Origin of the sequence: Luteimonas huabeiensis HB2, assembly GCF_000559025.1 — a bacterium.
GTDB lineage: Bacteria > Pseudomonadota > Gammaproteobacteria > Xanthomonadales > Xanthomonadaceae > Luteimonas > Luteimonas huabeiensis.
This window is the reverse complement of sequence record NZ_JAAN01000011.1, coordinates 66,271-92,906: the sequence shown is the minus strand read 5'-3', so window position 1 is coordinate 92,906 and position 26,636 is coordinate 66,271. Positions and strand designations below refer to the sequence as shown.

General features: G+C 72.8%; 23 protein-coding genes. 16 read left to right on the top strand and 7 right to left on the bottom strand.

What is annotated here, in order from left to right:
• Window positions 1-531: RHS repeat domain-containing protein (locus tag Z164_RS19890; RefSeq protein WP_043689139.1), on the bottom strand; the 531-nt coding region annotated here is incomplete at its 3' end.
• 138 nt (window positions 532-669) lie between these two features.
• Window positions 670-2,511 carry a hypothetical protein gene (locus Z164_RS0103080; RefSeq protein WP_152540844.1) on the bottom strand — a complete coding sequence of 614 codons (1,842 nt, stop codon included), beginning with the start codon at window positions 2,509-2,511 and terminating at the stop codon, window positions 670-672.
• A gap of 275 nt (window positions 2,512-2,786) precedes the next feature.
• On the opposite strand from Z164_RS0103080, the gene Z164_RS21265 reads away from it, so the two are divergent.
• The 15 genes from Z164_RS21265 to Z164_RS0103005 all read left to right on the top strand — a co-directional run bounded on the left by Z164_RS21265 (window position 2,787) and on the right by Z164_RS0103005 (window position 17,368).
• Window positions 2,787-3,368, top strand: coding sequence for a hypothetical protein (locus Z164_RS21265; protein ID WP_024889278.1), 582 nt, complete (start codon window positions 2,787-2,789; stop codon window positions 3,366-3,368).
• Between the two features lie 50 nt (window positions 3,369-3,418).
• Window positions 3,419-4,186, top strand: coding sequence for a molybdate ABC transporter substrate-binding protein (gene modA, locus Z164_RS0103070; protein WP_425477203.1), 768 nt, complete (start codon window positions 3,419-3,421; stop codon window positions 4,184-4,186).
• Window positions 4,187-4,199: 13 nt separating this feature from the next.
• Entirely contained in the window at window positions 4,200-4,883 is a 684-nt protein-coding gene (gene modB / locus Z164_RS0103065; protein WP_024889276.1) for a molybdate ABC transporter permease subunit, read from the top strand.
• A 23-nt stretch (window positions 4,884-4,906) separates the two neighbouring features.
• The gene (locus Z164_RS0103060; RefSeq protein ID WP_024889275.1) at window positions 4,907-5,521 is read left to right on the top strand and encodes an ATP-binding cassette domain-containing protein; all 615 of its coding nucleotides are present in this window, start codon (window positions 4,907-4,909) and stop codon (window positions 5,519-5,521) included.
• Window positions 5,522-5,536: 15 nt separating this feature from the next.
• Complete coding sequence (locus Z164_RS0103055; RefSeq protein WP_024889274.1) at window positions 5,537-6,094, top strand: flavin reductase family protein; 558 nt, start codon at window positions 5,537-5,539, stop codon at window positions 6,092-6,094.
• A 140-nt stretch (window positions 6,095-6,234) separates the two neighbouring features.
• Window positions 6,235-6,720: a type 2 periplasmic-binding domain-containing protein gene (locus tag Z164_RS0103050; RefSeq protein ID WP_024889273.1), complete on the top strand. Its 486-nt coding sequence runs from the start codon at window positions 6,235-6,237 to the stop codon at window positions 6,718-6,720.
• Window positions 6,717-7,712 carry a cation efflux transmembrane domain-containing protein gene (locus Z164_RS0103045; protein ID WP_169735558.1) on the top strand — a complete coding sequence of 332 codons (996 nt, stop codon included), beginning with the start codon at window positions 6,717-6,719 and terminating at the stop codon, window positions 7,710-7,712. The genes Z164_RS0103050 and Z164_RS0103045 overlap by 4 nt, the downstream gene beginning before the upstream one ends.
• Window positions 7,709-8,002, top strand: coding sequence for a PQ-loop repeat-containing protein (locus Z164_RS0103040; protein WP_024889271.1), 294 nt, complete (start codon window positions 7,709-7,711; stop codon window positions 8,000-8,002). The genes Z164_RS0103045 and Z164_RS0103040 overlap by 4 nt, the downstream gene beginning before the upstream one ends.
• 36 nt (window positions 8,003-8,038) lie before the next feature.
• Window positions 8,039-10,006 (top strand): acetyl-CoA hydrolase/transferase C-terminal domain-containing protein, encoded by a 1,968-nt coding sequence (locus Z164_RS0103035; protein WP_024889270.1) that lies wholly within the window; start codon window positions 8,039-8,041, stop codon window positions 10,004-10,006.
• Window positions 10,007-10,460: 454 nt separating this feature from the next.
• Window positions 10,461-11,426, top strand: coding sequence for a L,D-transpeptidase family protein (locus Z164_RS0103030; RefSeq protein ID WP_024889269.1), 966 nt, complete (start codon window positions 10,461-10,463; stop codon window positions 11,424-11,426).
• 10 nt (window positions 11,427-11,436) lie between these two features.
• On the top strand, window positions 11,437-12,162 hold the full coding sequence (locus tag Z164_RS0103025) for a M23 family metallopeptidase (RefSeq protein ID WP_024889268.1): 726 nt from the start codon (window positions 11,437-11,439) through the stop codon (window positions 12,160-12,162).
• Window positions 12,163-12,560: 398 nt separating this feature from the next.
• A complete protein-coding gene (locus tag Z164_RS0103020; RefSeq protein ID WP_024889267.1) occupies window positions 12,561-13,406 on the top strand; it encodes an IclR family transcriptional regulator in 846 nt (281 codons plus the stop codon).
• 130 nt (window positions 13,407-13,536) lie between these two features.
• Window positions 13,537-14,940, top strand: coding sequence for an MFS transporter (locus tag Z164_RS0103015; RefSeq protein ID WP_024889266.1), 1,404 nt, complete (start codon window positions 13,537-13,539; stop codon window positions 14,938-14,940).
• Between the two features lie 85 nt (window positions 14,941-15,025).
• Window positions 15,026-15,955 carry a dihydrodipicolinate synthase family protein gene (locus Z164_RS0103010; protein ID WP_024889265.1) on the top strand — a complete coding sequence of 310 codons (930 nt, stop codon included), beginning with the start codon at window positions 15,026-15,028 and terminating at the stop codon, window positions 15,953-15,955.
• A gap of 132 nt (window positions 15,956-16,087) precedes the next feature.
• Window positions 16,088-17,368: a carbohydrate porin gene (locus Z164_RS0103005; protein WP_024889264.1), complete on the top strand. Its 1,281-nt coding sequence runs from the start codon at window positions 16,088-16,090 to the stop codon at window positions 17,366-17,368.
• Window positions 17,369-17,728: 360 nt separating this feature from the next.
• Here Z164_RS0103005 and tkt read toward each other — a convergent pair whose 3' ends face one another.
• The 3 genes from tkt to Z164_RS0102990 form a co-directional block, all read right to left on the bottom strand.
• Window positions 17,729-19,729: a transketolase gene (gene tkt, locus Z164_RS0103000; RefSeq protein WP_024889263.1), complete on the bottom strand. Its 2,001-nt coding sequence runs from the start codon at window positions 19,727-19,729 to the stop codon at window positions 17,729-17,731.
• Between the two features lie 145 nt (window positions 19,730-19,874).
• Window positions 19,875-20,864 (bottom strand): N-acetyl-D-Glu racemase DgcA, encoded by a 990-nt coding sequence (gene dgcA / locus Z164_RS0102995; protein ID WP_024889262.1) that lies wholly within the window; start codon window positions 20,862-20,864, stop codon window positions 19,875-19,877.
• A 1-nt stretch (window position 20,865) separates the two neighbouring features.
• A complete protein-coding gene (locus Z164_RS0102990; RefSeq protein ID WP_024889261.1) occupies window positions 20,866-21,945 on the bottom strand; it encodes an N-acetyltransferase DgcN family protein in 1,080 nt (359 codons plus the stop codon).
• A gap of 233 nt (window positions 21,946-22,178) precedes the next feature.
• Between Z164_RS0102990 and Z164_RS0102985 the strand changes: the two genes are divergently transcribed.
• Entirely contained in the window at window positions 22,179-23,279 is a 1,101-nt protein-coding gene (locus Z164_RS0102985; RefSeq protein ID WP_160170676.1) for a helix-turn-helix transcriptional regulator, read from the top strand.
• A gap of 17 nt (window positions 23,280-23,296) precedes the next feature.
• Here the strand turns inward: Z164_RS0102985 and Z164_RS0102980 are convergent, their stop codons facing one another.
• The gene (locus Z164_RS0102980; RefSeq protein WP_024889259.1) at window positions 23,297-24,463 is read right to left on the bottom strand and encodes a serine hydrolase domain-containing protein; all 1,167 of its coding nucleotides are present in this window, start codon (window positions 24,461-24,463) and stop codon (window positions 23,297-23,299) included.
• A gap of 2 nt (window positions 24,464-24,465) precedes the next feature.
• Window positions 24,466-26,616: a S9 family peptidase gene (locus Z164_RS0102975; RefSeq protein WP_024889258.1), complete on the bottom strand. Its 2,151-nt coding sequence runs from the start codon at window positions 26,614-26,616 to the stop codon at window positions 24,466-24,468.
• Window positions 26,617-26,636: the final 20 nt, after the last annotated feature.

Here is a 26,636-nt window from a genome sequence, read left to right as displayed (position 1 = left end):
CGGGATCCCGTAGGCCGGGGCGGTCGCGCGCGAGAAGGTGAAAACCGTGTCGTGCCAGGCCACGCTGTCGCCAGCCGGATACTGGATGCGGGTGATGCGCCCCATCGGATCGTGCTGGTAGTTCGTGGCATAGCCGTTCTCGTCGGTGACCCGGGTGATCCAGCCGGCATCGTTGACGGCCGCCGAGCGGGTCGCGCCGTTGGGCGCCTCGGGCGTGGCCGGATGGCGGATGGTCTGCGGGATGCCGCGCTTCCAGTCGGCCAGCGTGGTGACGTTGCCGCGGCCGTCGGTCACGGTGGCGACCGTGCCGTCGGGATGGTAGGTCAGGGTCTGGGTGGTACGTCCGAATTCGCGGATCGTTGCTGGCTGCGCGCGGGTGTCGTAGAGCGTTTCCGAGGCCGCGATGCCGTCCACCGTCAGCTTCGACGGTTGGCCGAGCACCCATAGCGACAGATCGTCGTGGTACTCGATCGTCTCGGTCTTGGTGTAGGTCTGCGCCTGCGCGGCGAGCGGCAGCAGCCAGGCGCACAACCCAAGCCATCGTTTCCTGCACATCATCCCATTCCCCCGTTCCAATGAAGCCAGCGCCTGAACCGCCACGCACGGTCACCGGTGCACACGCAATCGAAGTCGGGCGCGACGCATCGCGAGGCGCCTCTAAAACCGGAATTAAGGCACCCGGTTGAAGCGGCCCGACTTCACCGAAATCCTCGGGCGCGCGAACGCATCGAACTGCTGCACCGTCGAAGTGAACTCATCCCCGGGACGCACGATCCTGGTCTGGACCAGAGGACGGACGACCTCGTCCGCCAAGAGATTCCTGCCGAGCTTCATGCCCAGGCGCGGGGGAAACCCTCGATCCACCGCCGGATCCAGGGCGTAGGCATACTCGCGGGTCTCTCGCACCACGCCAGCGGCATCCAGCACCTGCTCGGCCAGAAGCAGGGTCTCGGTGCCCGAGAGCAGATCCGTGCCGCCGACACTGCGCCACGACAGGCCAGTCCCGTACTGGGAGCGGAGGACCGTACCGTCGGGGCGGGTGATCGAGTTCCACTTGACCCCGTTCGCGCCCGGGCTGAAGTCCGTCGCGTACGCATAGTGCTGAGCGGGCACGCCCACCCCCTCGATGCGCTTGCTCTTCAGGCTCCACAGCGTGTACCAGCTGGGGCCGAAGTTGTGCACGGGACAGGGGCCCGTATCGATGGCCCTCGAAACGAGCTCGAAGTTGAAATTGAACGTCCCCACCAGGCCGCTCGGATGCTCGATCCTGTAGTCGACGTTCGCGACCGCCGGCCAGCTATCGGAGATCGTGTCGCACGGGTTGTAGTGTATTTCAGGGTCGGGGCGCAATGGGATCGAATCGGCCATGACGTCGGAAAGCGAGTATCTCCAGCGTGCGCCATCGGGGTTCGCAACGCTCGCCAGGTTGGTCGCCCCGATCGCATCCTTCGCATACTCGTAGCGCCACGTCCTGCCGGAGCCGTCCGTCGCCGACGCGATGGTGGTTCCGCTCCAGGTCAGCCGGATCGACCGTCCGTCGCTCGACGTGATCGACTGGAGCTTGTCCCCGCTGTAAGCGTAATCGACCCAGTTGCCGAACCTGTCCTCGACCCGGGTCGCAGCAAAGAAGACGCGCTTCCTCCCGAGGCCGGCCATCTGCTGATTGAAATCGTCGTACTTCATGAGGATGAGCTGCTTCCTCTCGATCGCCCAGTCCAGGTAGTAGGTCAGCCCACCCGGCGTCACGGCGGCGAAGGCCTGCCCCGCATAACCGTTCTTCGTCGTGGGAAGGCAACGGAGCCGGATGTTCCCGCTGGTCACCCACGGATAGACATGGCCATCGGACGGATAGCCGTGCGCGCCTGCCACACTGCTCATGAGCTGCCCCCCGCCCACGCCCGGGATCGACAGCGTGTAGCCGTCCCAGAAATCGTGCCAATGGAAGACGAGCGTGCTTTCGCTGACGAAGGGCGGCGAGACCCGGCTGCACCGGTCGTAGCGAGCTGTGTCGGCCGGTGGCCCGACCACCCACCCCTGATGCTCCGCCACGAGGGTCTCGACGTACGGAATCCTGAGATCCCAGTCGCCGAACCCGCCGAGGAAGTGCTCCTCGTAACTCGCGCCAGGTTGGGCCCTGGACTCGATCTTCCGCCGCCTCCCCAGGGAAACCGGAATTGCGCCACTGCCGGGCAGCACGATGTCCTCCAGTTCGAATGACGTCGCCCCATCGAACCCGGACACCTGCTCGCCGAACGCGCCCGAATCGAGCGGCGCGACGTTGCGTGCGGCATTCACCCGTCGCTCGTACTCCTCGAAGGGATACTTTCCCGGGCTCTGCGCACCGGCCCCTCCAATCCACGAGACAGCCGACAAGGTCGCCGCAGCGAAGATCACTCTCAGCGCGCGCGCCCCCCTCGGAGCGGACATCACGTCACTCGACATCAACCTTCCCCCTTTTGCAATGCGCCGGCTCCGACAACCTGAAAAAACCGGGTCGATCCGGTCGGACACGCTCGCTCGTACCGGCGCGAGCGATTCACCGCATGCCGGATCCCGATATCGCCTCGCTCCTTTTGTCGCCCCGCGACCGTCGCGGCCGACATTCGATGAACAGCCCTCCTATCGGCCGGGCAAGCGCGTTCTTTAGCGTTTGCCTCCCGGTCTCCTTCTCCGGAGACATCGGCCGACGCAACGACGCCGTGTCCTGCCCGCTTCTGATCGCCGCCAACCCGCATCCATCCCTGACGAATCCGTACACTGGGGGCCTGAACTCTCCGGAGCCACGCATGGACACGCCCGCCGCTCGCCTGCTCTCGCCGTTGCTGGCCGTGCTGCTGCTGGGCTGCAGCAGCGCCGGGCCGGCCCGCGAGCCAACCGCGCCCGCCGCCACGACGCCCCAGCCCGCGCCGGCCGCGCCGCCGCATCGCCACGATCCGCACCTGCGCGCGTCCTCGCCGCGTCCGCCCGCGGTGCCTTCGCCGGTGGCGGTGCCGCTCGACGAGGCGCCGCTCGCCGGGCTGCCGCGCGGCGCGGTGTCGGCGCGCGTGCACGAGACCATGCTGCATTGCGAGGGCGTGCCGCTGATCGCGCTGCTGCATGCCAGCGGCGCCGTACCGGACGGTCCGCTGCGCGGGCCGCACCTGTCGCGCTACGTGCAGGTCGATGCCCGCGACGGCTACCGGGTGCTGTTCTCGCTGGCCGAGCTGGACCCGGGCACCGGCAACCGCGCGGTCTGGATCGTGGACCGCTGCGACGGCGCGCCGCTGGATGCCGAAACCGGGCCGCTGCGCCTGCTGGCGCCGGACGACGTGCGCGCCGCGCGCAGCGTGCGCCAGCTCGAGGCGATCACCGTGGTGGTGGCGCCGTGAGCCGGGCCGCACGCTGGCTGCGCGGATGCGCGGGCCTCGCGCTGGTCGCGCTGCTCGCGGCCTGCGGGCCGCGCGCAGCGGATGCCGGCGCTGCCGCCCAGGCCGCGGGCGACGCCTCCGCGCAGCCGCTGACCGTGTTCGCCGCCGCCAGCCTGAAGGAGGCGATGGACGCCGCGGCCGCCGCCTACGAGGCGGAGGCCGGGCAGCCGGTGCAGGTGTCCTACGCCGCCAGTTCGGCGCTGGCGCGGCAGATCGAGCAGGGCGCGCCGGCGGACGTGTTCGTTTCCGCCGACCTGGAATGGATGGACTGGCTGCAGGCGCGCGACCTGGTCGATGTCGCCACCCGGCGCGAGCTGCTGGGCAACACCCTGGTGCTGGTGGCGCCCGCCAGCGGCGACACCTCGCCGGTCGAGCTGGCGCCGGGCGCCGACCTGGTCGGCCGCCTGCGGGGCGGGTGCATCGCGCTGGCGCTGACCGAGAGCGTGCCCGCCGGCAAGTACGCCAAGGCCGCCTTCCGGTCGCTGGGGCTGTGGGACGCGTTGGCGCCGCACGTGGCCGAGGGCGACAGCGTCCGCGCGGCGCTGATGCTGGTGGCGCGGGGCGAGGCGCCGCTGGGCGTGGTCTACGGCAGCGATGCGCAGGCGGAGCCGGCGGTCCGGGTGGTGGCGACCTTCCCCGAGGACAGCCACCCGCCGATCGTCTACCCGGTCGCGCGGTTGGCGCGCAGCCCGCATCCGCAGGCCGCGGCCTTTGTCGACTGGCTGGAGACGCCGCCGGCGCAGGCGATCTTCCGCGAACGCGGCTTCGCCCTGCGCTGAAGCGACGCGCACGATGCCGACCGCCGCGGAATGGGATGTCGTCGCGCTGAGCCTGAAGGTGGCGCTGGCGGCGTCCCTGGCGAGCCTGCCGCTGGGCGTGGCCACCGGCTGGCTGCTGGCGCGCCGGCGCTTTCCTGGCAAGGCGCTGCTCGACGCGTTGATCCACCTGCCGCTGGTGCTGCCGCCGGTGGTGATCGGCTACCTGCTGCTGGTCGGCTTCGGCGCACAGGGGCCGCTCGGGCGCTTCCTGGGCCAGTTCGGGATCGAGTTCGCGTTCCGCTGGACCGGCGCCGCGCTGGCCAGCGCGATCATGGGCTTCCCGCTGATGGTGCGCGCGATCCGGCTGTCGATCGAGCACGTGGACCGACGGCTGGAACAGGCCGCGGCCACCCTCGGCGCCTCGCCCTGGCGGGTGTTCGCCACGGTGACGCTGCCGCTGGCCTGGCCGGGGCTGGTGGCGGGCGCGGTGCTCGGCTTCGCCAAGGCGCTGGGCGAGTTCGGCGCCACGATCACCTTCGTCTCGGCGATCCCCGGCCAAACGCGCACCATCGCCTCGGCGATCTACGGCCTGATGCAGGTCCCCGGCGGCGAGGCCGGCATCTGGCGGCTGGCGCTGGTCTCGATGGCGCTGTCGCTGGGCGCGCTGCTGGTCTCGGAATGGCTGGTGCGCCGGCAGCGCGGGGAGACGGCGGAATGAGCCGGACGCCGGGCCGCGCGCCGATGTTCCGCATCGACGCGCTGCTGGAACGCGGGGATTTCCGCCGCCGCGTGCGCATCGAGGAGGATGCGCGCGTGATCGCGCTGACCGGGCCGTCGGGCGCCGGCAAGACCTCGGTGCTCAACGCCATCGCCGGGCTGCAGCGCCCGCGCGAGGGCCGTATCGAGATCGCCGGCACGACGCTGTTCGACCGCGAGGCCGGCATCGACCTGCCGCCGCACCGGCGGCGCGTGGGCTACGTGTTCCAGGACGCGCGGCTGTTCCCGCACCTGGACGTGCGCGCCAACCTGCTCTACGGCCGCCGCCGCGGCGCGCCGGCGCGCTTCGCCTTCGAGCCGGTGGTGGACCTGCTGGGCATCGGCCACCTGCTCGGCCGCCGCACCGCCAACCTTTCGGGCGGCGAAGCGCAGCGGGTGGCGATCGGCCGCGCCCTGCTCTCGCAGCCGGCGCTGCTGCTGTTCGACGAGCCGCTGTCGGCGCTGGACCAGGCGCGCCGCGAGGACCTGATCCCCTACCTGCAGCGCGTGCGCGACGAGGCCGGGCTGCCGATGCTCTATGTCAGCCATACCGCCGACGACGTGCGCCGCATCGCCGACGTGGTACACCGGCTCGACTGACCACAGGAGCGAGCGATGGCCAGGCCCCGCTGGAAGGACTTCCCGGTCGAACGCGTGCGCCGCTTCCTCGAACCGGGGCCGGTGGTGCTGCTGTCCACCGGCTGGCGGGGCGAGCGCGGCATCATGACGCTCGGCTGGCACATGATGCTGGGCGAAGACCTCGTCGGCACCTACCTCTGGCAGTCCAACCGCAGCCACGCGCTGGCGCGGCGCAGCCGGCAGTGCGTCATCAACCTGCCGACCGCCGACCTGCTCGACACCGTGGTGCGGATCGGCAACTGCAGCGGGACCGAGGGCGACAAGTTCGATCGCTTCGGCCTGACCGCGCTGCCGGCGCGCGACGTGGACGCGCCGATGATCGGCGAATGCCATGCCGCGTTCGAATGCCGCCTGCACGAGACGCGCATCACCGCCGACTATCCGCTGTTCGTGTGGCGCGTGGTGCGCGCGCACGCCGCGGCCTCGCCGAAGTACCCGGCCACCGTGCACTACCGCGGCGAGGGCCGCTTCATGGTGAGCGGGCGCGAGGTCTCGCGGCGGCGGCTGTTCCGGCCGGACATGCTGGAGATGTAGGCGCGGCGGCGCGCCCGCGGGCGGGAGCGGGGCGATCGGGCCGGAACCGCTCCGGTGCCGATGCGGGCGCATCGGTGGGCCGCTTCGGCCGCGGCGATCATCGACGCGGCCTGCACGCGAGACAGCGGATAACGCCCGCCATGCTCCGGTCCCCGACCGTCCTCGCCCTCGCCTGTTGCTGCGCCCTCGCGCTGGCCGGCTGCGGCGGGTATCCGCGCGACGCCGAGGGCAGCCTGCGACGCGCGTACGAGGACGCGTTGCGCGTGGGCCTGAGCCACGACCCGCCGTTCGTGGATCTCTCCGCCGACGCACCGGCGGGGCTGGAGGTGGACTGGATCCGCCGCTTCGCCGAGGCGCGCGGCCTGCGGGTGGAATGGGCCGTCGGCGGGCACGAGCGCCTCGTGCAGGACCTGCTGGCGTTCCGCCTGCACCTGGTCGCGGGCGGCCACGACGAGGACTCGCCCTGGCAGGACGTGTCGTGGTCGCTGCCGGCGCGATGGCGCACCGGCGAGGGCCTGGTCGAACGGCGCTTCGCGCTGCCCCCGGGCGAGAACGCCTGGCAGCTCGCCGTCGATCGGCAACTGCATGCCGACGCGGCGCGGCTGGCGGCGGGCGACGCGCCGTGAGCGAGGACGCCACCTCGATCGCGGCGGTGCGGCCGCGCGCGCCGCACCCGCTGCCGGAGGCGCAGCAGGCGCTGCTGCGGCGCGCCGAGCGGCTGTGCTGGTGGTCGCTGCTGGCGCTGGGCGCGGTGTCGGTCATGATGTACGCGGTCATGGGCGGTTCGCAGGCGATGAAGACCGCGCTCGCCGAGGACCTGCTGAGCCTGCTGCCGCCGGCGGCGTTCCTGGTCGCCGCGCGCTTCCGCCGCAAGGCCGCCGATGCCGAGTACGTCAACGGCCGCGAACGCGCGTTCGACATCGCCTTCCTCGCCGCTTCGGTGGCGCTGGCCGGCGTCGGGCTGCTGCTGGTCTTCGACGGCGCGCATACGCTGCTCACCCGCGCGCACCCGGTGATCGGCAGCGTCGAGCTCGGCGGCCAGGTGATCTGGAAGGGCTGGCTGATGATGGGCGCGCTGGCGCTGTCGGCGGTACCGCCGGTGATCCTGGGGCGCATGAAGCTGCGGCTGGCGCGGCAGCTCGAACTCAAGCCGCTGCACACCGACGCCGACATGAACAAGGCCGACTGGCTGACCGCGTTGGCCGGCATCGCCGGCGTGGCGGGGATCGGCTTCGGGCTGTGGTGGGCCGATGCCGCCGCGGCGATCTTCATCGCCGTCGAAGTGCTGCGCGACGGCGCGCGCAACCTGCGCAACGCGATCCGCGACCACCACGACGCGCGCCCGCAGCAGGTCGACCGCAGCGACGACGACCCGCTGGTGGCCGCCGTGCGCGACGCGGTCCGCGCCCTGCCCTGGGTGCGCGGCTGCCGCCTGCGCCTGCACGAGGAAGGGCTGCGCCTGTGCGGCGTGATCTGGCTGGAGACGGACGCGGACGGCCTGACCCCGCAGCGCCGGCGCGAGGCCGAGGCCACCGCGCGCGGCGTGCACTGGCGCATCGCCGAAGTCACCGCAACCGTCGCCGACACGGGCGATGCGCAGGCGGAGCGCACCGCATGAGCATCGACTGGAGCGCCGACCTGGTCGGCTGGGCCGCCACCGCCGTGCTGATGGCCACGCTGATCCGCCAGATCCGGACGCAGTGGACCGCCGACAGCGTCGAGGGCGTCTCCGCCTGGCTGTTCGCGGGCCAGATGCTCGCCTCGGTGCTGTTCATCGTCTACAGCGCGCTGGTCTCCAACCCGGTATTCGTGGTCACCAACGCGCTGATCCTGCTGACCGCCGTGGTCGGCCAGGTGCTGGCGGTCGTCAAGCGGCGCCGGCAGGCGCGGGAAGACGGCTCGGCGTAGGCGCATTCCCCGCCGCGAAACGGGTAGCCTGTGGCGATGCCGCCCTTCCTCGCCGACCCCGACGACGCCGCCGAACGGATCCTCGCCCGCCTCGACGGCCCGCTGCACCTGGGCACGCCGCTGGGGCTGGGCAAGCCGCACCGGCTGCTCAACGCCCTGTACGCGCGCGTGGAACGCGATCCGTCGCGTCCGCTGACGATCTACACCGCGCTCTCGCTCGATCCGCCCGCGCCCGGCAAGGGCCTGCAGGCGCGCTTCCTGCGCCCGTTCCTGGATCGCCACTTCGGCAGCGACTTCCCGCGCCTGGCCTACGTGGCGGCGCTGCATCGCGACGCCCTGCCGCCGCACATCGCGGTGGAGGAGTTCTACATGCAGTCAGGCGCGTTGCTGGGCTCGTCGCAGGCGCAGCGGCGCTACGCCAGCCTCAACTACACCCACGTGCCGCGGGCGCTGGCCGAGCGCGGCGTGAACGTGATCGTGCAGAAGGTCGCCGCGCATCCGGAAGACGGCCGGCTGTCGCTGTCGTGCAACACCGACCTCACCCTCGACACCCTCGACGCGCTGCAGGCGCGCGGCCTGCCGCGGCCGCTGCTGGTGGCCGAGATCGATCCGCAACTGCCCTGGCTGGGCGGCGGCGCGGCGGTGGACGCGGCGTTCTTCGACCTGGTCGTGGAACCGCCGCCGCCGCATCCGCGCCTGTTCGGGCTGCCGCGGCAGCCGGTCGGCGACGTGGACTATGCGATCGGCTTCCGCGCCAGCGCGCTGGTGCGCGACGGCGGCACCCTGCAGATCGGCATCGGCACGCTGGCCGACGCGCTGTGCCACGCGCTGGCGCTGCGCCACACCGACAACGCCGCCTACCGCCGCGTCATGCACGCGCTCGATCCGGGCATCGCCTCGCACCCGGCGGTGATCGAATGCGGCGGGCTGGCCCCGTTCGAGCACGGCCTGTACGGCTGCAGCGAGATGATCAACGAAGGTTTCCGGCGGCTGGTGGAAACCGGCGTGCTGCGCCGCCGCGTGGTGGACAAGGCCGCGCTGATGCAGCGCCTCAACGACGGCAGCGCCAACGAGCGCGAACGCGAACTGGCCGCGCGCGACGGCGAATTCCTGCACGGCGCCTTCTACCTCGGCTCGCCCGATTTCTACCGGTGGCTGCGCGAGCTGGACGAGGACACCCGCCGCAGCATCGGCATGAAGCGCGTGCGCGAGGTCAACGAGCTGTACGGGCTCGACGAGGGGCTGGAACGCCTGCAGCGGCGCGACGGGCGCTTCTTCAACAGCTGCATGATGGCCACCGCGCTGGGCGCGGCGGTCTCCGACGGCCTGGAGGACGGCCGCGTGGTCTCTGGCGTGGGCGGCCAGTACAACTTCGTCGCCATGGCCCACGCCCTGCCCGACGGCCGCTCGGTGCTGCTGCTGCGCGCCCACCGCCGCCATCGCGGCCGCGACGAATCCAACATCCGCTGGCGCTACGGCCACGTCACCATCCCGCGCCACCTGCGCGACCTCTACGTCACCGAGTACGGCATCGCCGACGTGCGCGGCCGCACCGACGAGGACTGCGCGATCGCAATGATCTCGGTCGCGGATGCGCGCCACCAGGCCGGCCTGCTGCGCCAGGCACGGGAATCGCTGAAGCTGCGCGCGGACTTCGTGCCGCCGGCGACCTGGTCGCGCAACACTCCCGAGCGCCTGCGCAAGGCGCTGGCGCCGCTGCGCCGCGACGGCACCCTGCCCGACTACCCGCTCGGCAGCGACTTCACCCCGGTGGAGCAGCGCCTGGCGAAGGCCCTCGCCTGGCTGGCGGACGCCACCGCCACCCGCGCCGGCAAGGCGCGCACGGTCGCGCGCGCCTTGCTGCGGCCGGCGCCCGTGCGCGACGACGAGGCGATCGCGCGCATGGGGCTCGAACGCCCCGCGGCGTGGGGCGAGCGCCTCGAGCGGCGCCTGCTCGCAGCCGCCCTCGAGGCCACCGCGCCGGAAAGCGCGTCCGCTGCCTAGGGCCTGTCCACGCGCATGGCATGCCTCTCGCCCTGCGGGCGCGCGCGGCAAGCGCGCGACGGCGCGCATGGCGATACGCAGCGCAGCGATGACGACCGCGTGCGTCCGCAGGCACGGCAGTCCGGGTTCGATCTGCAACGTCGAAGCCGTGACTTCTCCCGCAAGCGGGGGCCATCCTGGTTTTTCCTTCCCCGCAAGCGGGGCATCCTGTTTTTCCCTTCCCCCGCAAGCGGGGACCATCCTGATTTTCCTTCCCCCGCAAGCGGGGGAAGGTGCCGAAGAAGGGACGACATGGGCCCGCTCGCAGGGGACAGGAAAAGCAAGACGCCCCGCGAGCGGAGGACGGGATCGCCTTCGCGCGCTGAACCGGCGATGCACGCGTGCGCGAGGCTTCACGCCCGGTAGGCGGCGCGCTGGCCATGGTGCGGTCACACGTCCACCGTCGAGGCCGCCCATGCGTCCCAGCCTGCTGTTCGTTCCGCTCTTCGCCCTCGCCGGTGCGCTGCCGGCGCAGACGCCGTCCGCGCCCGCCGGGACGCAACCGCCCGAGGGCACGCTGCAGCAGCGGCAGCCGGCCGCGGAGACCGGGCGCCTGCTGCGCGCGCAGGTCCTGCTGGCGCGGGCGCGCTTCTCGCCGGGCGAGATCGACGGCGCCGCCGGCTCCAACCAGGCGCGCGCGCTGCGCGGCTTCCAGGCCGCGCGCGACCTGCCGGTCACCGGCGAGCTGGACGAGGCGACCTGGGCGGCCCTCAACGAAGACACCGCGCCGGTGCTGGTGGAGCACCGCCTGACCGCCGAGGATCTCGGCGCCCCCTACGTCGACATTCCCGAGGACATGATGCGCAAGGCCGAGCTCGACCGGCTCGGCTATACCTCCGCCTGGGAAGCGCTGGGCGAGCGCTTCCACGCCAGCCCCGACCTGCTGCGCTTTCTCAACCCGCGCGTCGAGCCGCGCGAGGGCGCCACGCTGCGCGTGCCCAACGTGCGCGACCTGCCGCCGCTGGGCACGGCGGCCAAGGTGGTGGTGGACGAATCCGACGCGACGCTGACCCTGCTCGACGGCAACGACCGCACCATGGCGCAGTTCCCGGTCACTTCCGGCAGCGAGCACGACCCGCTGCCGATCGGCGAGTGGCGGATCGAGGCGGTCGTGCGCGACCCGACCTTCCACTACAACCCCGACCTGTTCTGGGACGCGGATCCCGCGCACGGCAAGGCCACGATCGCCGCGGGCCCCAACAACCCGGTCGGCCCGGTGTGGATCGATCTCTCCAAGCCGCACTACGGCCTGCACGGCACGCCGGAGCCGCGCAACGTCGGCAAGACCGCCTCCCACGGCTGCGTGCGCCTGACCAACTGGGACGCGCTGGCGGTCGCCGACGCGGTCGAGGCCGGCACGCCAGTGCTGATGCGGAAGTAGGACCGCGGCGATGCGCGCGGCGGCCGGCTTCGCTGTGGTGCTCGCGATCGCGCTCGCGGCGTGGCTGTGGTGGGCGCGACCGGTCGAGGTGCGCCCCACGGCGTCGGCGATGGATGCGCCCGCCACGACCATTCCCGGCGACGACGATCCGCAGAAGCCGGACCCGCAGGCGGGCGATCCGCCACGCGGCGACGCGCCAGCGGCGGGCATCCTGCCGCCGCCGGTGCCGACGCGCACGGCCATGGACGCACCGCCCGCCGCGACCGCGCCGTCGGCCGCTTCCACGGACGCCACGGCCGCGCTGCTGGTGCCCGTGCAGGGCGTCGGCCGCGAGGCGCTGCACGATACCTTCAGCGATGCGCGCGGCGCGGGACGTCCGCACGATGCCATCGACATCATGGCGCCCGCCGGCACGCCGGTCCTGGCGGTCGCCGATGGCCACGTCGAGAAGCTGTTCGACAGCGAGCGCGGCGGGCTCACGCTGTACCAGTTCGAGCCCGGCGGCCGCTACGCCTACTACTACGCCCACCTGCAGGGCTACGCGCCCGGCATCGAGGAGGGGCGCGCGCTGCGGCGCGGCGAGACGATCGGCTACGTCGGCAGCACCGGCAATGCCGATCCCGCCGCACCGCACCTGCACTTCGCGATCTTCCGCCTGGGCCCGGAGCGGCGCTGGTGGGAAGGCGAGGCGATCAATCCCTATCCCTACCTGCGCGACGGCACCGCGCTGCCGTAGGCACGTCCCGCGTCGCGGCCGCACAGGCCGCATCGACGATCCCCGCGGGGGAACTCCCGCTTCCGCTCGTGCGGCCGAACGCCCTGCGGCCGGCCGCTTCGCGCGCCGCGCGAACGCATCGTCACCGTTCTCCAGAAAGCCGCATCGCAGCGGCCGCGCAGCGAGCGCGCACGCGGAAATCTGGCGAAGGGAGACGAGAGGACGCGGTGTGCGCCTGCGGCCCGGCGGGCGATCCGACAGCGGCATGCTGCAGCGCAACTTGACGGTGCGCGCAGGCGAGACCAACCTTGGCCGGCTTTGACCAAACTAATTTCGCATTCCGAAAACCGCTTGTCAAGCACCCGCGCCGACGCCCCTGGACATCCGCGGGGCCGGGCGGGGGCCGAGGGGAACGACGCATGACCAAGGCAACGCGACCGCGCCGGAGCGCGACGGACGATCCCACCGAGGCGACGGATCGCAAGCTCCGCAACACCGTGCAGTCGCTGGCCAAGGGCTTCCGGGTGCTGGAAGCGTTCACCGCGGATAACGAGGAACTGTCGCTGAGCGAGATCGCGCTCTCGGCCGGCCTCGATCCGGGCACCACCTTCCGCATGCTCAACACGCTGGTGGAACTGGGCTACCTGAGCCGGGTGCCGGAGAGCCGTCGCTTCCGCCTCACCCTCAAGGTGCTCGACCTCGGCTTCCACGCCATCGCGCGCAGCGACATGCGCAGCGTCGTGCGCCCGGTGCTGCGCTCGCTGGTCGGCGACGTCAACGAGGCGGCCAGCTTCGCCGTGCTGCAGGGCCCGGACGTGCTCTACCTCGAGCGCGTGCGCGCCGGCATCACCCGGCTCGGCGTCGACATCCGCATCGGCACCACGGTGTCCACCGTGCGCACGGTGGTCGGCCGCACCATCCTGGCGTTCCTATCGGCGGCCGAGATCGCGCGCGTCACCGGCCTGGACCCGACGGCAGGCAACGCGGAGACCGACGAACTCGCGGCCGGCCTGGCCCGGATCCGCGAGGACGGCCACGCCGTGCTCGATTCGCAATTGACCGAGGGCCTGCGGATCCTGGCGGTGCCGGTGCTCGACGCCGACCGCTACCCGCTCGGCGCGATCAGCGTGGCGGCGCCATCGATCCGCTGCACGCCCGAGGAACTGAGGGCGACCGCGCTCGAGCCGACGCTGGCCGCCGCCCACGACATCGCCCGCGCGATGCAGGCCAGGGGGAGCATCGCCGTGACGCCGTCCAGAACCTGACGGGCGCGTCGCCGGCAGGACGCCGCAGCGCCCCGCCCCCCCCAGCACCGACCTCCATCGAACGATCGCGCGCCCTGCGGCGCGCGGCGCCGGGGGCCTCTTCGCCTCGTTTCCCATCGCGAGACCCGCCATGCTCACCACCGCATCCGCCGCAACGCCCGCCAGCGCCGCCGCGCCGTCGCCGATCCACGCGCAGGCCGAGATCGGCGCCCGGCTCGAACGCCTGCCGATCACCCGGCAGGTGTTCTGGGCGCGCAACATCGTCGGCGCCGCCACCTTCTTCGACGGCTACACCGTCATCGCCATCGCCTACGCCATGCCGGTGCTGGTGCGCGAATGGAGCCTGACCCCCACCCAGGTCGGCGCGATCCTCTCCGCCGGCTATGCCGGCCAGCTCGTCGGCGCGGTGTTCTTCGGCTGGCTGGCCGAGCGCATCGGCCGCCTGCACGTGCTGCTGTTCACCATCCTGCTGTTCGTGTCGATGGACATCGCCTGCCTGTTCGCCGGCGGCGCGCTGGCGATGATGGCGTTCCGCTTCATCCAGGGCATCGGCACCGGCGGCGAGGTGCCGGTGGCCAGCGCGTACATCAACGAGCTGATCGGGTCGAACAAGCGCGGCAAGTTCTTCCTGCTCTACGAGGTGATGTTCCTGCTCGGCCTGCTGGCCGCCGGCGGCATCGGTTACTTCCTGGTCCCCGCCTACGGCTGGAAGACGATGTTCCTGGTCGGGCTGATCCCCGCCGGCATCCTGATCCCGCTGCGCTTCTTCATGTTCGAATCGCCGCGCTGGCTGGCCTCCAAGGGCCGCTACGCGCAGGCCGACGCCATCGTCTCGCGGCTGGAGCGCAGCGCCGAGCAGCGGCACGGCCCGCTGCCGGCGCCGGTCGTCGACCCGAGCGCGCTGACCCGCAAGACCCGGAGCGACTGGCGCGAGCTGTTCGGCCCGGTCTACCTCAAGCGCACGCTGGTGATCTGGGCGCTGTGGTTCTGCTCGTACCTGGTCGCCAACGGCATCATCACCTGGCTGCCCACGCTGTACCGCGAGCACTTCGGCCTGCCGTTGCAGCAGAGCATCGCGTTCGGCTTCCTGACCTCGTTCGCCGGGGTGATCGCGGCGGTGATCTGCGCGCTGTCGATCGACAAGGTCGGCCGCAAGCGCTGGTACGCCTGGGCCTTCGCCGCGGCCAGCGTGCCGCTGCTGGCGCTGGCCGTGCTGGGCGGCACCTCGGCGCTGCAGGTGCTCGCCTTCGCCGCGCTCGCCTACGCCGCGGTGCAAACCATCACCTTCTCGCTCTACCTGTACTCGGCCGAGCTCTACCCCACGCGCATCCGCGCCATCGGCACCGGCGTGGGCAGCGCCTGGCTGCGGCTGGGCTCGGCCAGCGGCCCGATGCTGGTGGGCGCGGTGATCGCCGGCCTCGGCATCCGCTATGTGTTCGCGATCTTCGCCGCGGTGCTGCTGGTCGGCGCGCTGATCACGGTTTTCTTCGCGCTCGAGACCAAGGGCAAGTCGCTCGAGGAACTCTCCCCCTGATCCAGGCGCCGGCGCCCGCCGGCGTCTCCCCCGCGTCGAACCTCCGCTTCGACCCCGTTCCACCCGACCTACAGAAGGAAGCCCCATGAGCAACATCGATCTGCGCGGCCTCGTGCCCGCCCCCGTCACGCCGTTCACCCGCGACGGCGCCGTCGACTACGACGCGATCAAGCGCATCGGCCGCTGGCTCGGCTCGATCGAAGGCGTGAAGGGCCTCACCGTGCTCGGCCACGCCGGCGAGGGCACCTTCCTCGAGCGTGACGAGCAGGCCCGGGTGATCGCGACCTTCCGCGAAGCCGTGGACGACCGCATCCCGATCATCGCCGGCATCACCCTCGAGGGCACCAAGGTCGCCGCCGACGAGGCCAAGCGCGCGGTCGAGGCCGGCGCCTCGGCCGGCCTGATCTATCCCTCGCACGGCTGGCTGCGCTTCGGCTACCAGAAGGGCGCGCCGCAGGACCGCTACAAGGCCATCCACGAGGCCAGCGGCCTGCCGATGATCCTGTTCCAGTACCCGGACGTCACCAAGGCCACCTACGACCTGGAGACCCTGCTCGACATCGCCGCGCTGCCGGGCGTGATCGCGATGAAGAACGGCGTGCGCAACATGCGCCGCTGGGACCGCGAGATCCCGGTGTTCCGCAAGGAGCGCCCGAACGTGCCGGTACTCACCTGCCACGACGAGTACCTGCTGCACACCATGTTCGACGTCGATGGCGCGCTGGTGGGCTACGGCTGCATCGCGCCCGAGCCGCTGATCGAGATGATCGAGGCGGGCAAGGCCAAGGACTACGCCAAGGCCCGCGAGATCCACGACCGCTTGCTGCCGGTGACCGCGAACGTCTACCACCGCGGCTCGCACATGGAAGGCTCGGTCGCGCTGAAGTGGGCGCTGGTCGCGCGCGGCCTGCTCGAGCACGCCACGGTGCGCTCGCCGCTGCTGCCGCTGGCCGAGGGCGCCGACCGCGAGATCGCCGAGGCGATGGCATCCGCCGGCCTGGGCAAGGTGGCCTGACGCCGCGCCCGCCGCGGGGGCGGCGCTACCCGCCCCCGCACCCGCGCCGCACGGGCGGCGCCTGCCCGACGGCGCATCGCCGTCGCGAACCCGTCGTCGTCACAGGAGCGCGCCATGTCGCGATGCCCGCCCTTGCCCCTGCTTTGCCTGTTCGCCCTCGCCGCCATGCCGGCGGCGCCCGCGCTCGCCGAAGACGGCGCGCCCACGCTCGCCGAGCGCGGCATCCGTCCGCGCCTGGTCTGGGCCAACGACTACGCGCACAACGTCTCCGGCGGGCTGTCGCGCGGCGGCCGCAACGCCGGCGGCGTGGTCGCCGGCGCCGACCTCGACCTCGACCGGCTGTTCGGCATCGGCGGCGCCACCCTGCGCGTCACCGGCGCCTGGTACTACGGCGACAGCGTGTCGCGGCACGAGATCGGCAACCGGGTGAAGGTGCAGGGCTACTGGTACCCCGACCAGCAGGCGCAGCTCGCGCAGTTGAGCTGGGAGCAGGATTTCGCCGGCGGGCGCTGGCAGCTGGTGGCCGGCCGCATCAACACCACCTGGCAGTTCGCGCGCAGCCGCTTCGGCTGCCGCTTCGTCGGCGCCTCGGACTGCCCGTTCCAGCTGCCGCAGGCCGACGGCGGCTTTGTCGGCTTCCCGTTCGTCAACTGGGGCGCGAAGCTGCGCTACAAGCCCGGCGCCGCCTACCTCGCCGCCGGCGCGTTCGAGCTGAAGCCGCAGCGACGGCTGGACCACGGCTTCGACTGGCGCCTGGGCGGCAACGCCGGCGTGCTGGGCACGCTGGAAGCCGGCTACGAATCCGCCGCCTCCGACGGCCCGCCGCGCCGCGCGCTGGCCGGGCTCTGGTACAACCCGGCCGACTACGCGGACCTGCGCTACAACCGCGCCGGCGCCCCGCGCGCGCTCGCCGGCGGCGCCCCGCACATGCATACGCAAGCGCGCTGGGGCGGCTACGCGATGGGCGAACGCATGCTGTACCGCGACCCCGCCGGCGGCAAGCGCAACCTCACCCTCGCAGGCGCCGTGGCCGCACCCTTCGACCGCCGACAGGTCTACGACCTGCAAGCCAACCTCGCCGCGCTGCTGGCCGCGCCGTTCGCCTCGCGCCCGGGCGACAGCCTGGCCGCCAGCGTCAACTACTACCGCTTCGGCGCACGCCAGCAGGGCCACATGAACGACCTGCTCGCCGCGGCCGGCAGCGGCGACCGCATCGCCCGCGACCAGTTCATGGCCGAGGTGAACTACGCCTTCCGCATCGGCCACACGCCGCTGACGCTGGTGCCGAACCTGCAGTTCATCGCCAACCCGGACATCCTCGGCCGCCCCGACGCCGGCCGCGCACCGGCCGACGCCTGGGTGGCCGGCCTGCGCGTCATGTTCAACGCCGGCGGCCCGGGCACGCCGAAGTAGCGCGCGCCCGGACACGCGGGCGATAGCGCCCAGGTCGAATCGGCCTTCGACCTGCGACGTCGAAGCCATCCCTACCGCCCGCAGCGGGGATCACTCTGTTTTTCCCTTCCCCCGCAAGCGGGGGAAGGTGCCGAAGGCGGATGGGGGCACGCCGCAGGCGTGTAAAGCGGCCCTCATCCGGCGCTGCGCGCCACCTTCTCCCGCTTGCGGGAGAAGGAACAACATGCGCCCGCTTGCGGGAGAAGGGACGACATGCTCCCGCTTGCGGGAGAAAGGAGCGGCATGGTCCCGCTTGCGTGAGAAGGGACGGCACGGGCCCCGCTTGCGGGGAAAGGGATCGCCTTCGCGCTGAAGTTGAGCCTAGCGCAGCGCGCGCGCCGCGTCGGCCACCGCCTGCGCGGTGATGCCGAAGTGCGCGAACAGCACCGGCGCCGGCGCCGAGGCGCCGAAGCGGTCGAGGCCGACGACCGCGCCGTCGAGGCCGACGTACTTGCGCCAGAAGTCGGTGATGCCCGCTTCCACCGCCACCCGCTTGCGCACCGCATCCGGCAGCACCGATTCGCGATAGGCCGCGTCCTGGCGGTCGAACACGTCGGTGGACGGCATCGACACCACCCGCGCGGCGATGCCGTCGGCCTCCAGCAGGGCCTTGGCCTCGACCGCGAGCGATACCTCGGAGCCGGTGCCGATCAGGATCACCTCGGGCGCGCCGTTCGCGGCATCGGCCAGCACGTAGCCGCCGCGCGCGATGGCCTCCACCTGCGCGGCGTCGCGCGGCTGGTGCGGCAGGTTCTGGCGGCTGAACACCAGGCAGGACGGGCCGTCCTGGCGCTCGATGGCGGCCTTCCACGCCACCGCCGACTCCACCGCGTCGCAGGGGCGCCAGACGTCGTTGTGCGGGATGTAGCGCAGGCTCGCCAGGTGCTCGACCGGCTGGTGGGTCGGGCCGTCCTCGCCCAGGCCGATGGAATCGTGGGTGTAGACGTGGATCGCGTGCGCGCCCATCAGCGCGCTCATGCGCACCGCGTTGCGCGCGTAGTCGGAGAACACCAGGAAGGTGGCGTCGTAGGGCAGGAAGCCGCCGTGCAGCGCCAGGCCGTTGGCGATCGCGGTCATGCCGAACTCGCGCACGCCGTAGTAGACGTAGTTGGCGCCCGGATCGTCGCCGGCGGCGTCCTTGCTGCCGCTCCACAGGGTCAGGTTGGAGCCGGCCAGGTCGGCCGAGCCGCCGATCAGCTCCGGCAGGTGCGGCGCGTAGGCCTCGATGGCCATCTGCGAGGCCTTGCGCGAGGCGACAGTGGGGCCGTCGGCCTGCAGCTTGGCGATGTAGCGCGACGCGGCCTCGGCGAAGCCCTCCGGCAGCTCGCCGTGCGAGCGCCGGGTCAGCTCGGCGGCCAGTTCCGGATGGCGCTGCGCGTAGGCGTCGAACAGGCGGTTCCACTGTTCCTCGCGCACCAGCCCGGCGTTGTTGGCGCGCCAGCCGTCGTAGATCTCGGCCGGGATCTCGAACGGGCCGTGCGCCCAGCCCAGCGCCTTGCGCGTGGCGGCGATCTCGTCGGCGCCCAGCGGCGCGCCGTGCGAGGATTCCTTGCCCTGCTTGCCCGGCGAGCCGAAGCCGATCCGGGTGCGGCAGCACACCAGCGTGGGCCGTTCGTCCTCGGCGAGCGCGGCCTCGATCGCGGCCTTGATCGCGTCGGCATCGTGGCCGTCCACGTCGCGGATCACGCGCCAGCCGTAGGCCTCGAAGCGCTTGGGCGTATCGTCGGTGAACCAGCCCTCGACCTCGCCGTCGATGGAGATGCCGTTGTCGTCCCAGAACGCCACCAGCTTGCCCAGCTTCAGCGTGCCCGCCAGCGAGGCGGCCTCGTGGGAGATGCCTTCCATCAGGCAGCCGTCGCCCATGAACACCCAGGTGCGGTGATCGACGATGGCGAACTCGGGCCGGTTGAAGCGCTGCGCCAGCAGCTTCTCCGCCAGCGCGAAGCCGACCGCGTTGGCGAAGCCCTGGCCGAGCGGGCCGGTGGTGGTCTCGACGCCCGGGGTGACGAAATTCTCGGGATGGCCGGGGGTGCGGTGGCCGAGCTGGCGGAAGTGCTTCAGCTCCTCGATCGGCAGGTCGTAGCCGGACAGGTGCAGCAGCGCGTACTGCAGCATCGAGCCATGGCCGTTGGAGAGCACGAAGCGGTCGCGGTTGAACCACTTCGGATTGTTCGGGTTGTGGCTGAGGTAATCGTTCCAGAGCACCTCCGCGATGTCCGCCATGCCCATCGGCATGCCGGGGTGACCGGACTTGGCGGCTTCCACCGCGTCGGCGGCGAGGAAGCGGATGGCGTTGGCGAGGTCGCGGCGGGTCGGCGTCATGGGATATCGGAGAACGGTGGCACCCGACGGTTCGCGGGCGACGTATTGTCCCATGCCGTGGCCCCTCCTGGCCCGCCGCGCCGCGCCTTGCCCGCGAATGCGGCGCCGGTCGGCCGGAAACCGGCGCCGCGGCGCCGCGCGCCGCTCAGCCCCACAGCGCCGGCAGCGGCGGCGACATCCGGCCCTCGCGGTAGACGATGCCCTGCGGCCAGTCCTCGGCCTGCAGCCAGGGCCCGTCGAGATCGCAGACCTCGCACGCCTGCGCCAGGACGAACCCCGGCGCCACCGACACCGAACCGCCGAGCATGCAGCCGACCATCAGCCGCAACCCGGCCCGCCGCGCCGCGTCCGCCAGCGCCAGCGCGGCGGTCAGGCCGCCGGCCTTGTCGAGCTTGATGTTGACGAACCGGTAGCGTCCGGCGAGCGCGGGCAGGTCCTCGGCGGTGGAGAACGACTCGTCCGCGCACAACGCGATCGGGCTGCGGTATCCGTCGAGTTCGCCGTCCGCGCCCGCGGCGAGCGGTTGCTCGATCAGCTCGACGCCGTAGCGCTGCAGTTCCGGCACGTGGGCGCGCAGCGCGTCCGCGCTCCACGCCTGGTTCGCATCGACGATCAGGCGCGCGCCGGGCGCGCCGCGGCGCACCGCGGCGATCGCCGCCACGGGCGAATCCTGCGCCACCTTGACCTTGAGCCAGGCGTGGCGGGCGTACGCGCGCGCCGCGCGTTCGTATTCCTCCGCCGGGCGGATGCCGAGGGTGACCGCGCTGTCGACCGGCCGCCAGCGGCCGACGCCGGCGCGCTGCCAGGCCGGCACTCCGGTGAGCTTGGCTTCCAGGTCCCACAGCGCGGCGTCCAGCGCGTGGCGCGCGCCGCCCGCCGGCAGCAGGCGCAGCAGTTCCGCGCGGCCGCAACCGCGCTCGATCTCCGGCCGCACCGCCTCGATCTGCGCCAGCATGCGCTCCGGCGATTCGCCGCGGTAGGCGACGCCGCCGGCCTCGCCGCGGCCGACGCAGCCGCGCTCGCGCAGCTCCACGATCGCCACCTGCGCATGGGTGCGCACGCCGCGCGCGATGGCGAACGGCTCCTTCAGCTTCCAGGCGTGCGGCCTGGCCAGGAGTGCGCGTGCGCGCCCCATGTCAGCCCAGGATCGCCGCGACCGCGGCATCGAGCGCGCCGCGCATCGGGTCGAACGCGGGCACGCCCAGCTCGCGGCCGGCCGCCTGCAGCGCCGCTTCCGCCTGCGCCGCGTCGAGCGCCGAGGTGTTGAGGCTCACGCCGGCCAGCCGCGCCGCGGGATTGGTCATGCGCGCCATGCGCACGTACAGCCCCGCCGCATCCCGCAGGCCCGGAAGCGGATAGTCCGGCCAGCTCACCATCCGCGTGCGCGACGGGTCGTGGCACAGGACCAGCGCATCCGGCTGCGAGCCGTGCAGCAGCCCCAGCGAGACGCCGGCGTAGGCGGGATGGAACAGCGAGCCCTGCCCCTCGATGACGTCCCAGTGCTCGGGCGCCGCCGCCGGCGAGATGCACTCGGCCGCGCCGGCGATGAAATCGGCGACCACCGCATCCACCGCGATGCCGGCGCCGGCGATCATGATCCCGGTCTGTCCGGTCGCGCGGAAATCGGCATCGACGCCGTGCGCGCGCATCGCCCGCGCCAGCGCCAGCGCGGTGTATTTCTTGCCCAGCGCGCAATCGGTGCCCACCATCGCCACCCGCTTACCGGAGCGCCGCTTGCCGGTCGCGCGCGGCAGCCCGGGGGGCGGCACGCGCACGTCCACCAGGCGCGCGCCGCCGCGCAGCGCGGCGGCGGCCAGCCCCGGCACCGCGGCCAGCGGCGTGTGCAGGCCGCTGACGATGTCCAGGCCCGCCTCGGCGGCGGCGCCGAGCAGGCGCGCCCAGTGCGCGGGAATGCGCCCCTCCGGCGGCGTCACCCCGATCGCCAGCGATCGCGCGCCCGCCGCGACCGCCGCCGCGGGGTCCAGCTCCGGCAACCCGAGGTCGACGCGGCAAGCGCCCATGCGCCACTGGCCGATGCAGTCGCCGGGGACCCAGTCGCGCAGGCCGAACGCGGTCTTGGCCTTGAGCGGGCTGGTCTCCTCGCCGAGGAACAGCAGGTAGGGCTTGCGAAGCGAGACGGTGCCCGCGGGCGCGGCGCGGCCGGTTGCGTCCGCGGCCGCCGCCGTCTCCCGCCCTGCCGCCGCCATCTCGTCCATGCTCGTTCCCGTGTTCGATCCACACGCATTGCAGCAGGTGCGCGGCCGGCGCGCATCGGAGGAAACCCGGATGTTGGCGGCCGGCGATGGCGGCGGATGCACACGTTCGTGACAGGCGCTTGTCAGTCCCGCGGCGGGGTGCTAGAACCGGAACGGGCCTGACGCAGCGCAACAATCCGCTCGCCGCCGGGGGCCCGACGTGGACCTCGCCCAGGCCAGCCCAGGAAGCGCCCGTGTTGACGCTCGACCACAATCCCGCGATCGATCCCGCCGACAGCGCGGCGGCGGCGCGCGCGGCGCTGCTGAAGTCCCTGGACATGGCCGATCTGTGGCGCGCGTGCGCTTCGCTGGTGACGCGGGTGCTGCCCTGCCATTCCTGCAGCCTGATGCTCGACATCGACGGCTACGCGCCGCAGCGCGGCCATCATTTCCTCGCCCAGGCGCACGACAGCGAGGGCCTGCCGGTCACCAGCCTCGACGTGGCCGCGCCGTTTCTCGACGCCAACCCGCAGGTGCGCTGGTACACCTTCTCGCAGATCGTGTCCCAGGACGCCCTGGCCGCGGCGCGCCTGCGCGCGCAGAACCCGGCGCCGGGCTGGCGCGAGTTCATCCACATGGCGTTCTGGAACGGCAGGCGCCTGGAGGCGGTGCTCAGCATCCGCATCCGCGCCGAGCGCACCGCGCTGTCCGATCGCGAGCTCGCCTTCCTGACCGAGCTGTACCCGGTGCTCGACGCCAGCCTGCAGCGGGTCCGCTCGCTGGAATCGGAACGGATCCGGCACAAGGCGTTCGAGGCGCTGCTGTATCGGCTGCCGCTGGCGGCGGCGATCGTCGACGACCGGCTGACGCCGCTCTACGTCTCCGCCGAGGCCCGGAAGCTGCTCGGCGCCTGGTCGGGCACGGCCGCTGCCAGCGGCCGGCTGCCGCTTGCGGTGGAGCGGGCCGTGCGCCTGGGCCTTCCCCAGGCCGACCCCGCGGCGGCCGCGCCCGGCGCGGTCGCCGTGCCGCACCCCGGCGACGCGCGCGTGCTGCGGATCGCGATCGGCGCGCCGCTGCAACTGGCCGCAGGCCGGCGCCATTTCATCCTGACCTTCATGGAGGGCGCCTCGGCCGGCGCCGCGCCGGACGCTTCCGCGCGCGCGCTGCCGCTGCTGTCGCGGCTTTCGCCCAGCGAGCGCAAGGTCGCCGCGCTGGTCGCCTCGGGCCTGCGCAACCACGACATCGCCGAGCGGCTGTGCCGCTCGCGCAAGACCGTCGAGAGCCAGATCAGCTCGATCTACCGCAAGCTCGACGTGGGCAACCGCGCACAGCTGGCGCGCCTGCTGGCCGGGTAGTCCCGGCGCGCGCCCGCTCAGTCGCGCGCCGGTGCGGGCAGGAACCGCGCGGCCAGCGCCTCGGCCGCGGCGCGCAGATCGGCCTCGCCGCCGCGCGCGTTGACGTGCAGCGCCACCGCCACGTCGTGCTGCGGCCAGTTGGCCAGGTACGACAGCGTGCCCTTCACGCTGCCGCTGTGGGCGACGTAGCGGCGCCCGTCGGCGTCTTCCTGCACCCGCCAGATCAGGCCCTGCACCGGCACGGCATCGCGCGAGGCGGGCTTGCCCGGGGGCGGCGGCAGCAAGGTCACCGAGGCGTCCAACTGCGGGCGGTACATCTCGGCGATGGCCTCGGCGCCGAGCAGCCGGCCCGTATTGAGCGCATGCGCCATGCGCACCATGTCCTCGTCGCTGGAAAGGATGCCGCCGCCGACGTACTTGTAGCTGACGTTCTCCTGCACCGCATTGCTCAGCACGCCCGACCCGGCGTCCCATTCGTAGCCGCGCGCGCGCCGCGGCACGATGCGCGCCGGCACGTCGAACTGGGTGTCGGCCATGCCGGCCGGCGCCCACAGCCGCTCGCGCATGTAGGTTTCCATGTCCTGCCCGCTGGCCTGCTCGATCGCGGCCTGCAGCAGGTTGGTGGCGAACGTCGAGTAGTTCCAGTGCCGGCCGGGGTCGAACAGCAGCGGCTCGTGCATCCAGCGCCGGGAGGCGGCCTCGATGCCGTCGAACTGCTGGAAACGCAGCACGTCGCCCTCGCCGAACTCGCCGTCGCGGTAATGGCGGATGCCCGAGGTGTGGGTCAGGATCTGGCGCACGGTGATCGGCGCCTGCTTGCGCGGGAACCACGGCGCGTAGGTCTGGATCTCCGCGTCCAGGTCGATGCGACCGCGCTCCACCAGCTGCATCAGCGCGATCGCGCCGACGACCTTGGAGACGGAGCCGATGTTGTGCACGGCATCGCCGCGCATCGGCACCGCGTTCTCCGCATCGGCCACCCCGACCCCGGCCGACCACACCAGTTCGCCCCCGACCATCACCGCGGCGGTCGCGCCGGGCGCGTGCGCGGCCTCGCGCAGCCGCTCCAGTTGCGCGCTCAGGTGCGCGGTATCGAGCGCCTGCGCCGGCAACGCCAGCGCCAGCAGCAGGGCCAGCAGCCAGAGGCGGCCGAGGGCGTGGAACGGAGTTCTGTGGGGTCGCATGGTCAAGGTCCGGTCGGCGGTCGGTCGGCGAGGTGGCGCTGCAGGAAGCCGGCGATGGCGGCGTCGACCCGCAGCTCGTTGGCGTAGCGCATCATGTGGTGGGTATCGTCCACCACCACCATCGTCTCGTGCGGCACGCCCAGCGCGCGCAGGCGGTGCACCAGGTCCACGGTCTGGCTGAAGCGCACGTTGCGGTCGTCGTCGCCGTGGATCAGCAGCGCCGGCGAGCGCCAGCCGTCCAGCGCCGAGACCGGCGAGGCGCGCCAGGCGGTCTCGCGCGCGCGTTCGGCGGCGGCCTCGTCCGCGTAGTGGCGGCGGTCGTAGAGGTGCGCGTACTCCGGCGCCGTCCAGTCGTGCACGCCGTGCACGTCGACCCCGGCCTTGAACAGGTCCGAATCGTGCGCCAGCGCCATCGCGGTCAGATAGCCGCCGTAGGAGCCGCCGTAGAGGCCGATGCGCTGCGGATCGACGCCGTCCAGCGCCTGCAGGAAGCGCCCGGCGGCGCGGATGTCGCGGTACTCGGCGCCGCCGGCCACGCCCGAGTCCGGCGGGAAATGGAAGTCGTGGCCGTAGAACGGCCCGAGCCGGTAGTTCACCGCCAGCACCACGAAGCCCTGGCTGGCGAGGTACTGGTTGATCGCGTAGGCGTTGGCGTAGTAGCTGCCGTAGTGCCAGGTCAGCAGCATCTGCCGCTGCGGCCCGCCGTGGGCGAACACCACCGCGGGCCGGCGTCCGCGCCCGGCGCCCGGCGGCGGCTCGAACAACTGACCGTGCACGAGGGTCCCGTCCTCGGCGGCGAACTGCACGCGCCGCGGCGCGACCAGCCGCTCGGCCGGGAACCCCGGCTGCGGCCGGGCGAGCCATCGCGGCGCGCCGTCGGCGCCCAGCCGCGCCGGCAACGGCGGCTGCCGCGCGGTCGCGCCGAGGAACAGCAGCTCGCCGCGCGGCGTGAGCGCCGGCGCCCACTCCGAGCCGGCGCCCGAGGTCAGCGCCTGCGGCGCGGCGCGGTCCACCGGCACGCGGAACAGGTGGCGGCGGTCGATGTCGTCGGGATCGTCGCCGGCGTTGGCGCTGTAGACGATGCTGCGGCGGTCGGCGCTCAGCGTCGCCTGCTCGACCTGGAACGCGCCGGGGGTCAGCAGCAGCGGCTCGGCGCTGTCCGGGGCGAGCGAGTACAGGTGCATCCAGCCGTCGCGGTAGGACAGGAACACGATGCGGCCGTCGGCGGCCCAGTCGAACAGCGCCGGCAGGCCGCCGGGCAGCGAGTCGCGCAGCGCCTCGCCGCTGGCCCAGCGCCGCTCGGCCTCGCCGGTGCCGGCATCGGCGACCCAGATCGACCAGGGCCGCGGCACGAAGCTGCGCGGCGCGCCGTCGCCGGTCGCGCGCCGCGCGAACAGCAGCCGGCGGCCATCGGGCGACCAGCGCGGCAGCGAGTCGCGCGCCACCTCCGGCGCGATCCACACGATCGGCTCGTCGGCGTCGCGGAACACGCCGATCAGCGTGTGCGAGCCGCGATCGACGGTGAACGCCAGGCGGTCGCCCTGCGGCGACCAGGTCAGCGCACCGACCTGGCCGGCGATCTTCAACAGCCGCTGCGGCTCGCCGCGGCCGTCGGTGGCGGCCACCAGCGCCTCGTCGCCTTTCAGCCAGGCCACGCGCGCGCCGTCCGGCGACAGCGCGGCGCCGTCGCCCTCGCCGAGCAGGCGCGGCGCGCCGCCCTCGAACGGCACCGCCCAGACCTGCACCTTCGGCGGCTCCGGCAGCGAGCCGGCATTGACCGGGTCGCCGCGGCCCCAGTTGCTGCCGTGCTCGCCGCCGCGCACGTAGACCACCATGCGCCCGTCGTCGGACAGCTGCAGGCCGCTCATGTCCTGGCCGTCGTCGTCCTCGTAGCCGGTCAGGCGGCGCGGCGCGAAGTCCGGGCCCTCGGCCACCCACACGTTGCGCCGGCCGCGATGGGCGGACAGCCAGGCCACGCGTTCGGCCGCGGGCGCGGCGACCAGGCCGCTGGGGAAGTCGTAGTCGCGGACCTGTTCGAGGGCGAACGCGCGCACGCTGCCGGCGCAGGCCAGCCAGAGCGCCAGCAGCACGCAGAGCGCCACCGCGGCACGCGCGGCGCGATCGCGAGGGACGGTGGGATCGCATGCGTGCATCGGAAACTCCTCGGCGGTGG

Excerpts from the sequence above, each read along its gene's own strand:
- Z164_RS21265 (WP_024889278.1), top strand. The coding sequence starts at position 2,787 with ATGGACACGCCCGCCGCTCGCCTGCTCTCGCCGTTGCTGGCCGTGCTG.
- modB (WP_024889276.1), top strand. The coding sequence starts at position 4,200 with ATGCCGACCGCCGCGGAATGGGATGTCGTCGCGCTGAGCCTGAAGGTG.
- Z164_RS0103060 (WP_024889275.1), top strand. The coding sequence starts at position 4,907 with ATGTTCCGCATCGACGCGCTGCTGGAACGCGGGGATTTCCGCCGCCGC.
- Z164_RS0103055 (WP_024889274.1), top strand. The coding sequence starts at position 5,537 with ATGGCCAGGCCCCGCTGGAAGGACTTCCCGGTCGAACGCGTGCGCCGC.
- Z164_RS0103050 (WP_024889273.1), top strand. The coding sequence starts at position 6,235 with ATGCTCCGGTCCCCGACCGTCCTCGCCCTCGCCTGTTGCTGCGCCCTC.
- Z164_RS0103040 (WP_024889271.1), top strand. The coding sequence starts at position 7,709 with ATGAGCATCGACTGGAGCGCCGACCTGGTCGGCTGGGCCGCCACCGCC.
- Z164_RS0103035 (WP_024889270.1), top strand. The coding sequence starts at position 8,039 with ATGCCGCCCTTCCTCGCCGACCCCGACGACGCCGCCGAACGGATCCTC.
- Z164_RS0103030 (WP_024889269.1), top strand. The coding sequence starts at position 10,461 with ATGCGTCCCAGCCTGCTGTTCGTTCCGCTCTTCGCCCTCGCCGGTGCG.
- Z164_RS0103025 (WP_024889268.1), top strand. The coding sequence starts at position 11,437 with ATGCGCGCGGCGGCCGGCTTCGCTGTGGTGCTCGCGATCGCGCTCGCG.
- Z164_RS0103020 (WP_024889267.1), top strand. The coding sequence starts at position 12,561 with ATGACCAAGGCAACGCGACCGCGCCGGAGCGCGACGGACGATCCCACC.
- Z164_RS0103015 (WP_024889266.1), top strand. The coding sequence starts at position 13,537 with ATGCTCACCACCGCATCCGCCGCAACGCCCGCCAGCGCCGCCGCGCCG.
- Z164_RS0103010 (WP_024889265.1), top strand. The coding sequence starts at position 15,026 with ATGAGCAACATCGATCTGCGCGGCCTCGTGCCCGCCCCCGTCACGCCG.
- tkt (WP_024889263.1), bottom strand. The coding sequence starts at position 19,729 with ATGACGCCGACCCGCCGCGACCTCGCCAACGCCATCCGCTTCCTCGCC.
- dgcA (WP_024889262.1), bottom strand. The coding sequence starts at position 20,864 with ATGGGGCGCGCACGCGCACTCCTGGCCAGGCCGCACGCCTGGAAGCTG.
- Z164_RS0102990 (WP_024889261.1), bottom strand. The coding sequence starts at position 21,945 with ATGGACGAGATGGCGGCGGCAGGGCGGGAGACGGCGGCGGCCGCGGAC.
- Z164_RS0102980 (WP_024889259.1), bottom strand. The coding sequence starts at position 24,463 with ATGCGACCCCACAGAACTCCGTTCCACGCCCTCGGCCGCCTCTGGCTG.
- Z164_RS0102975 (WP_024889258.1), bottom strand. The coding sequence starts at position 26,616 with ATGCACGCATGCGATCCCACCGTCCCTCGCGATCGCGCCGCGCGTGCC.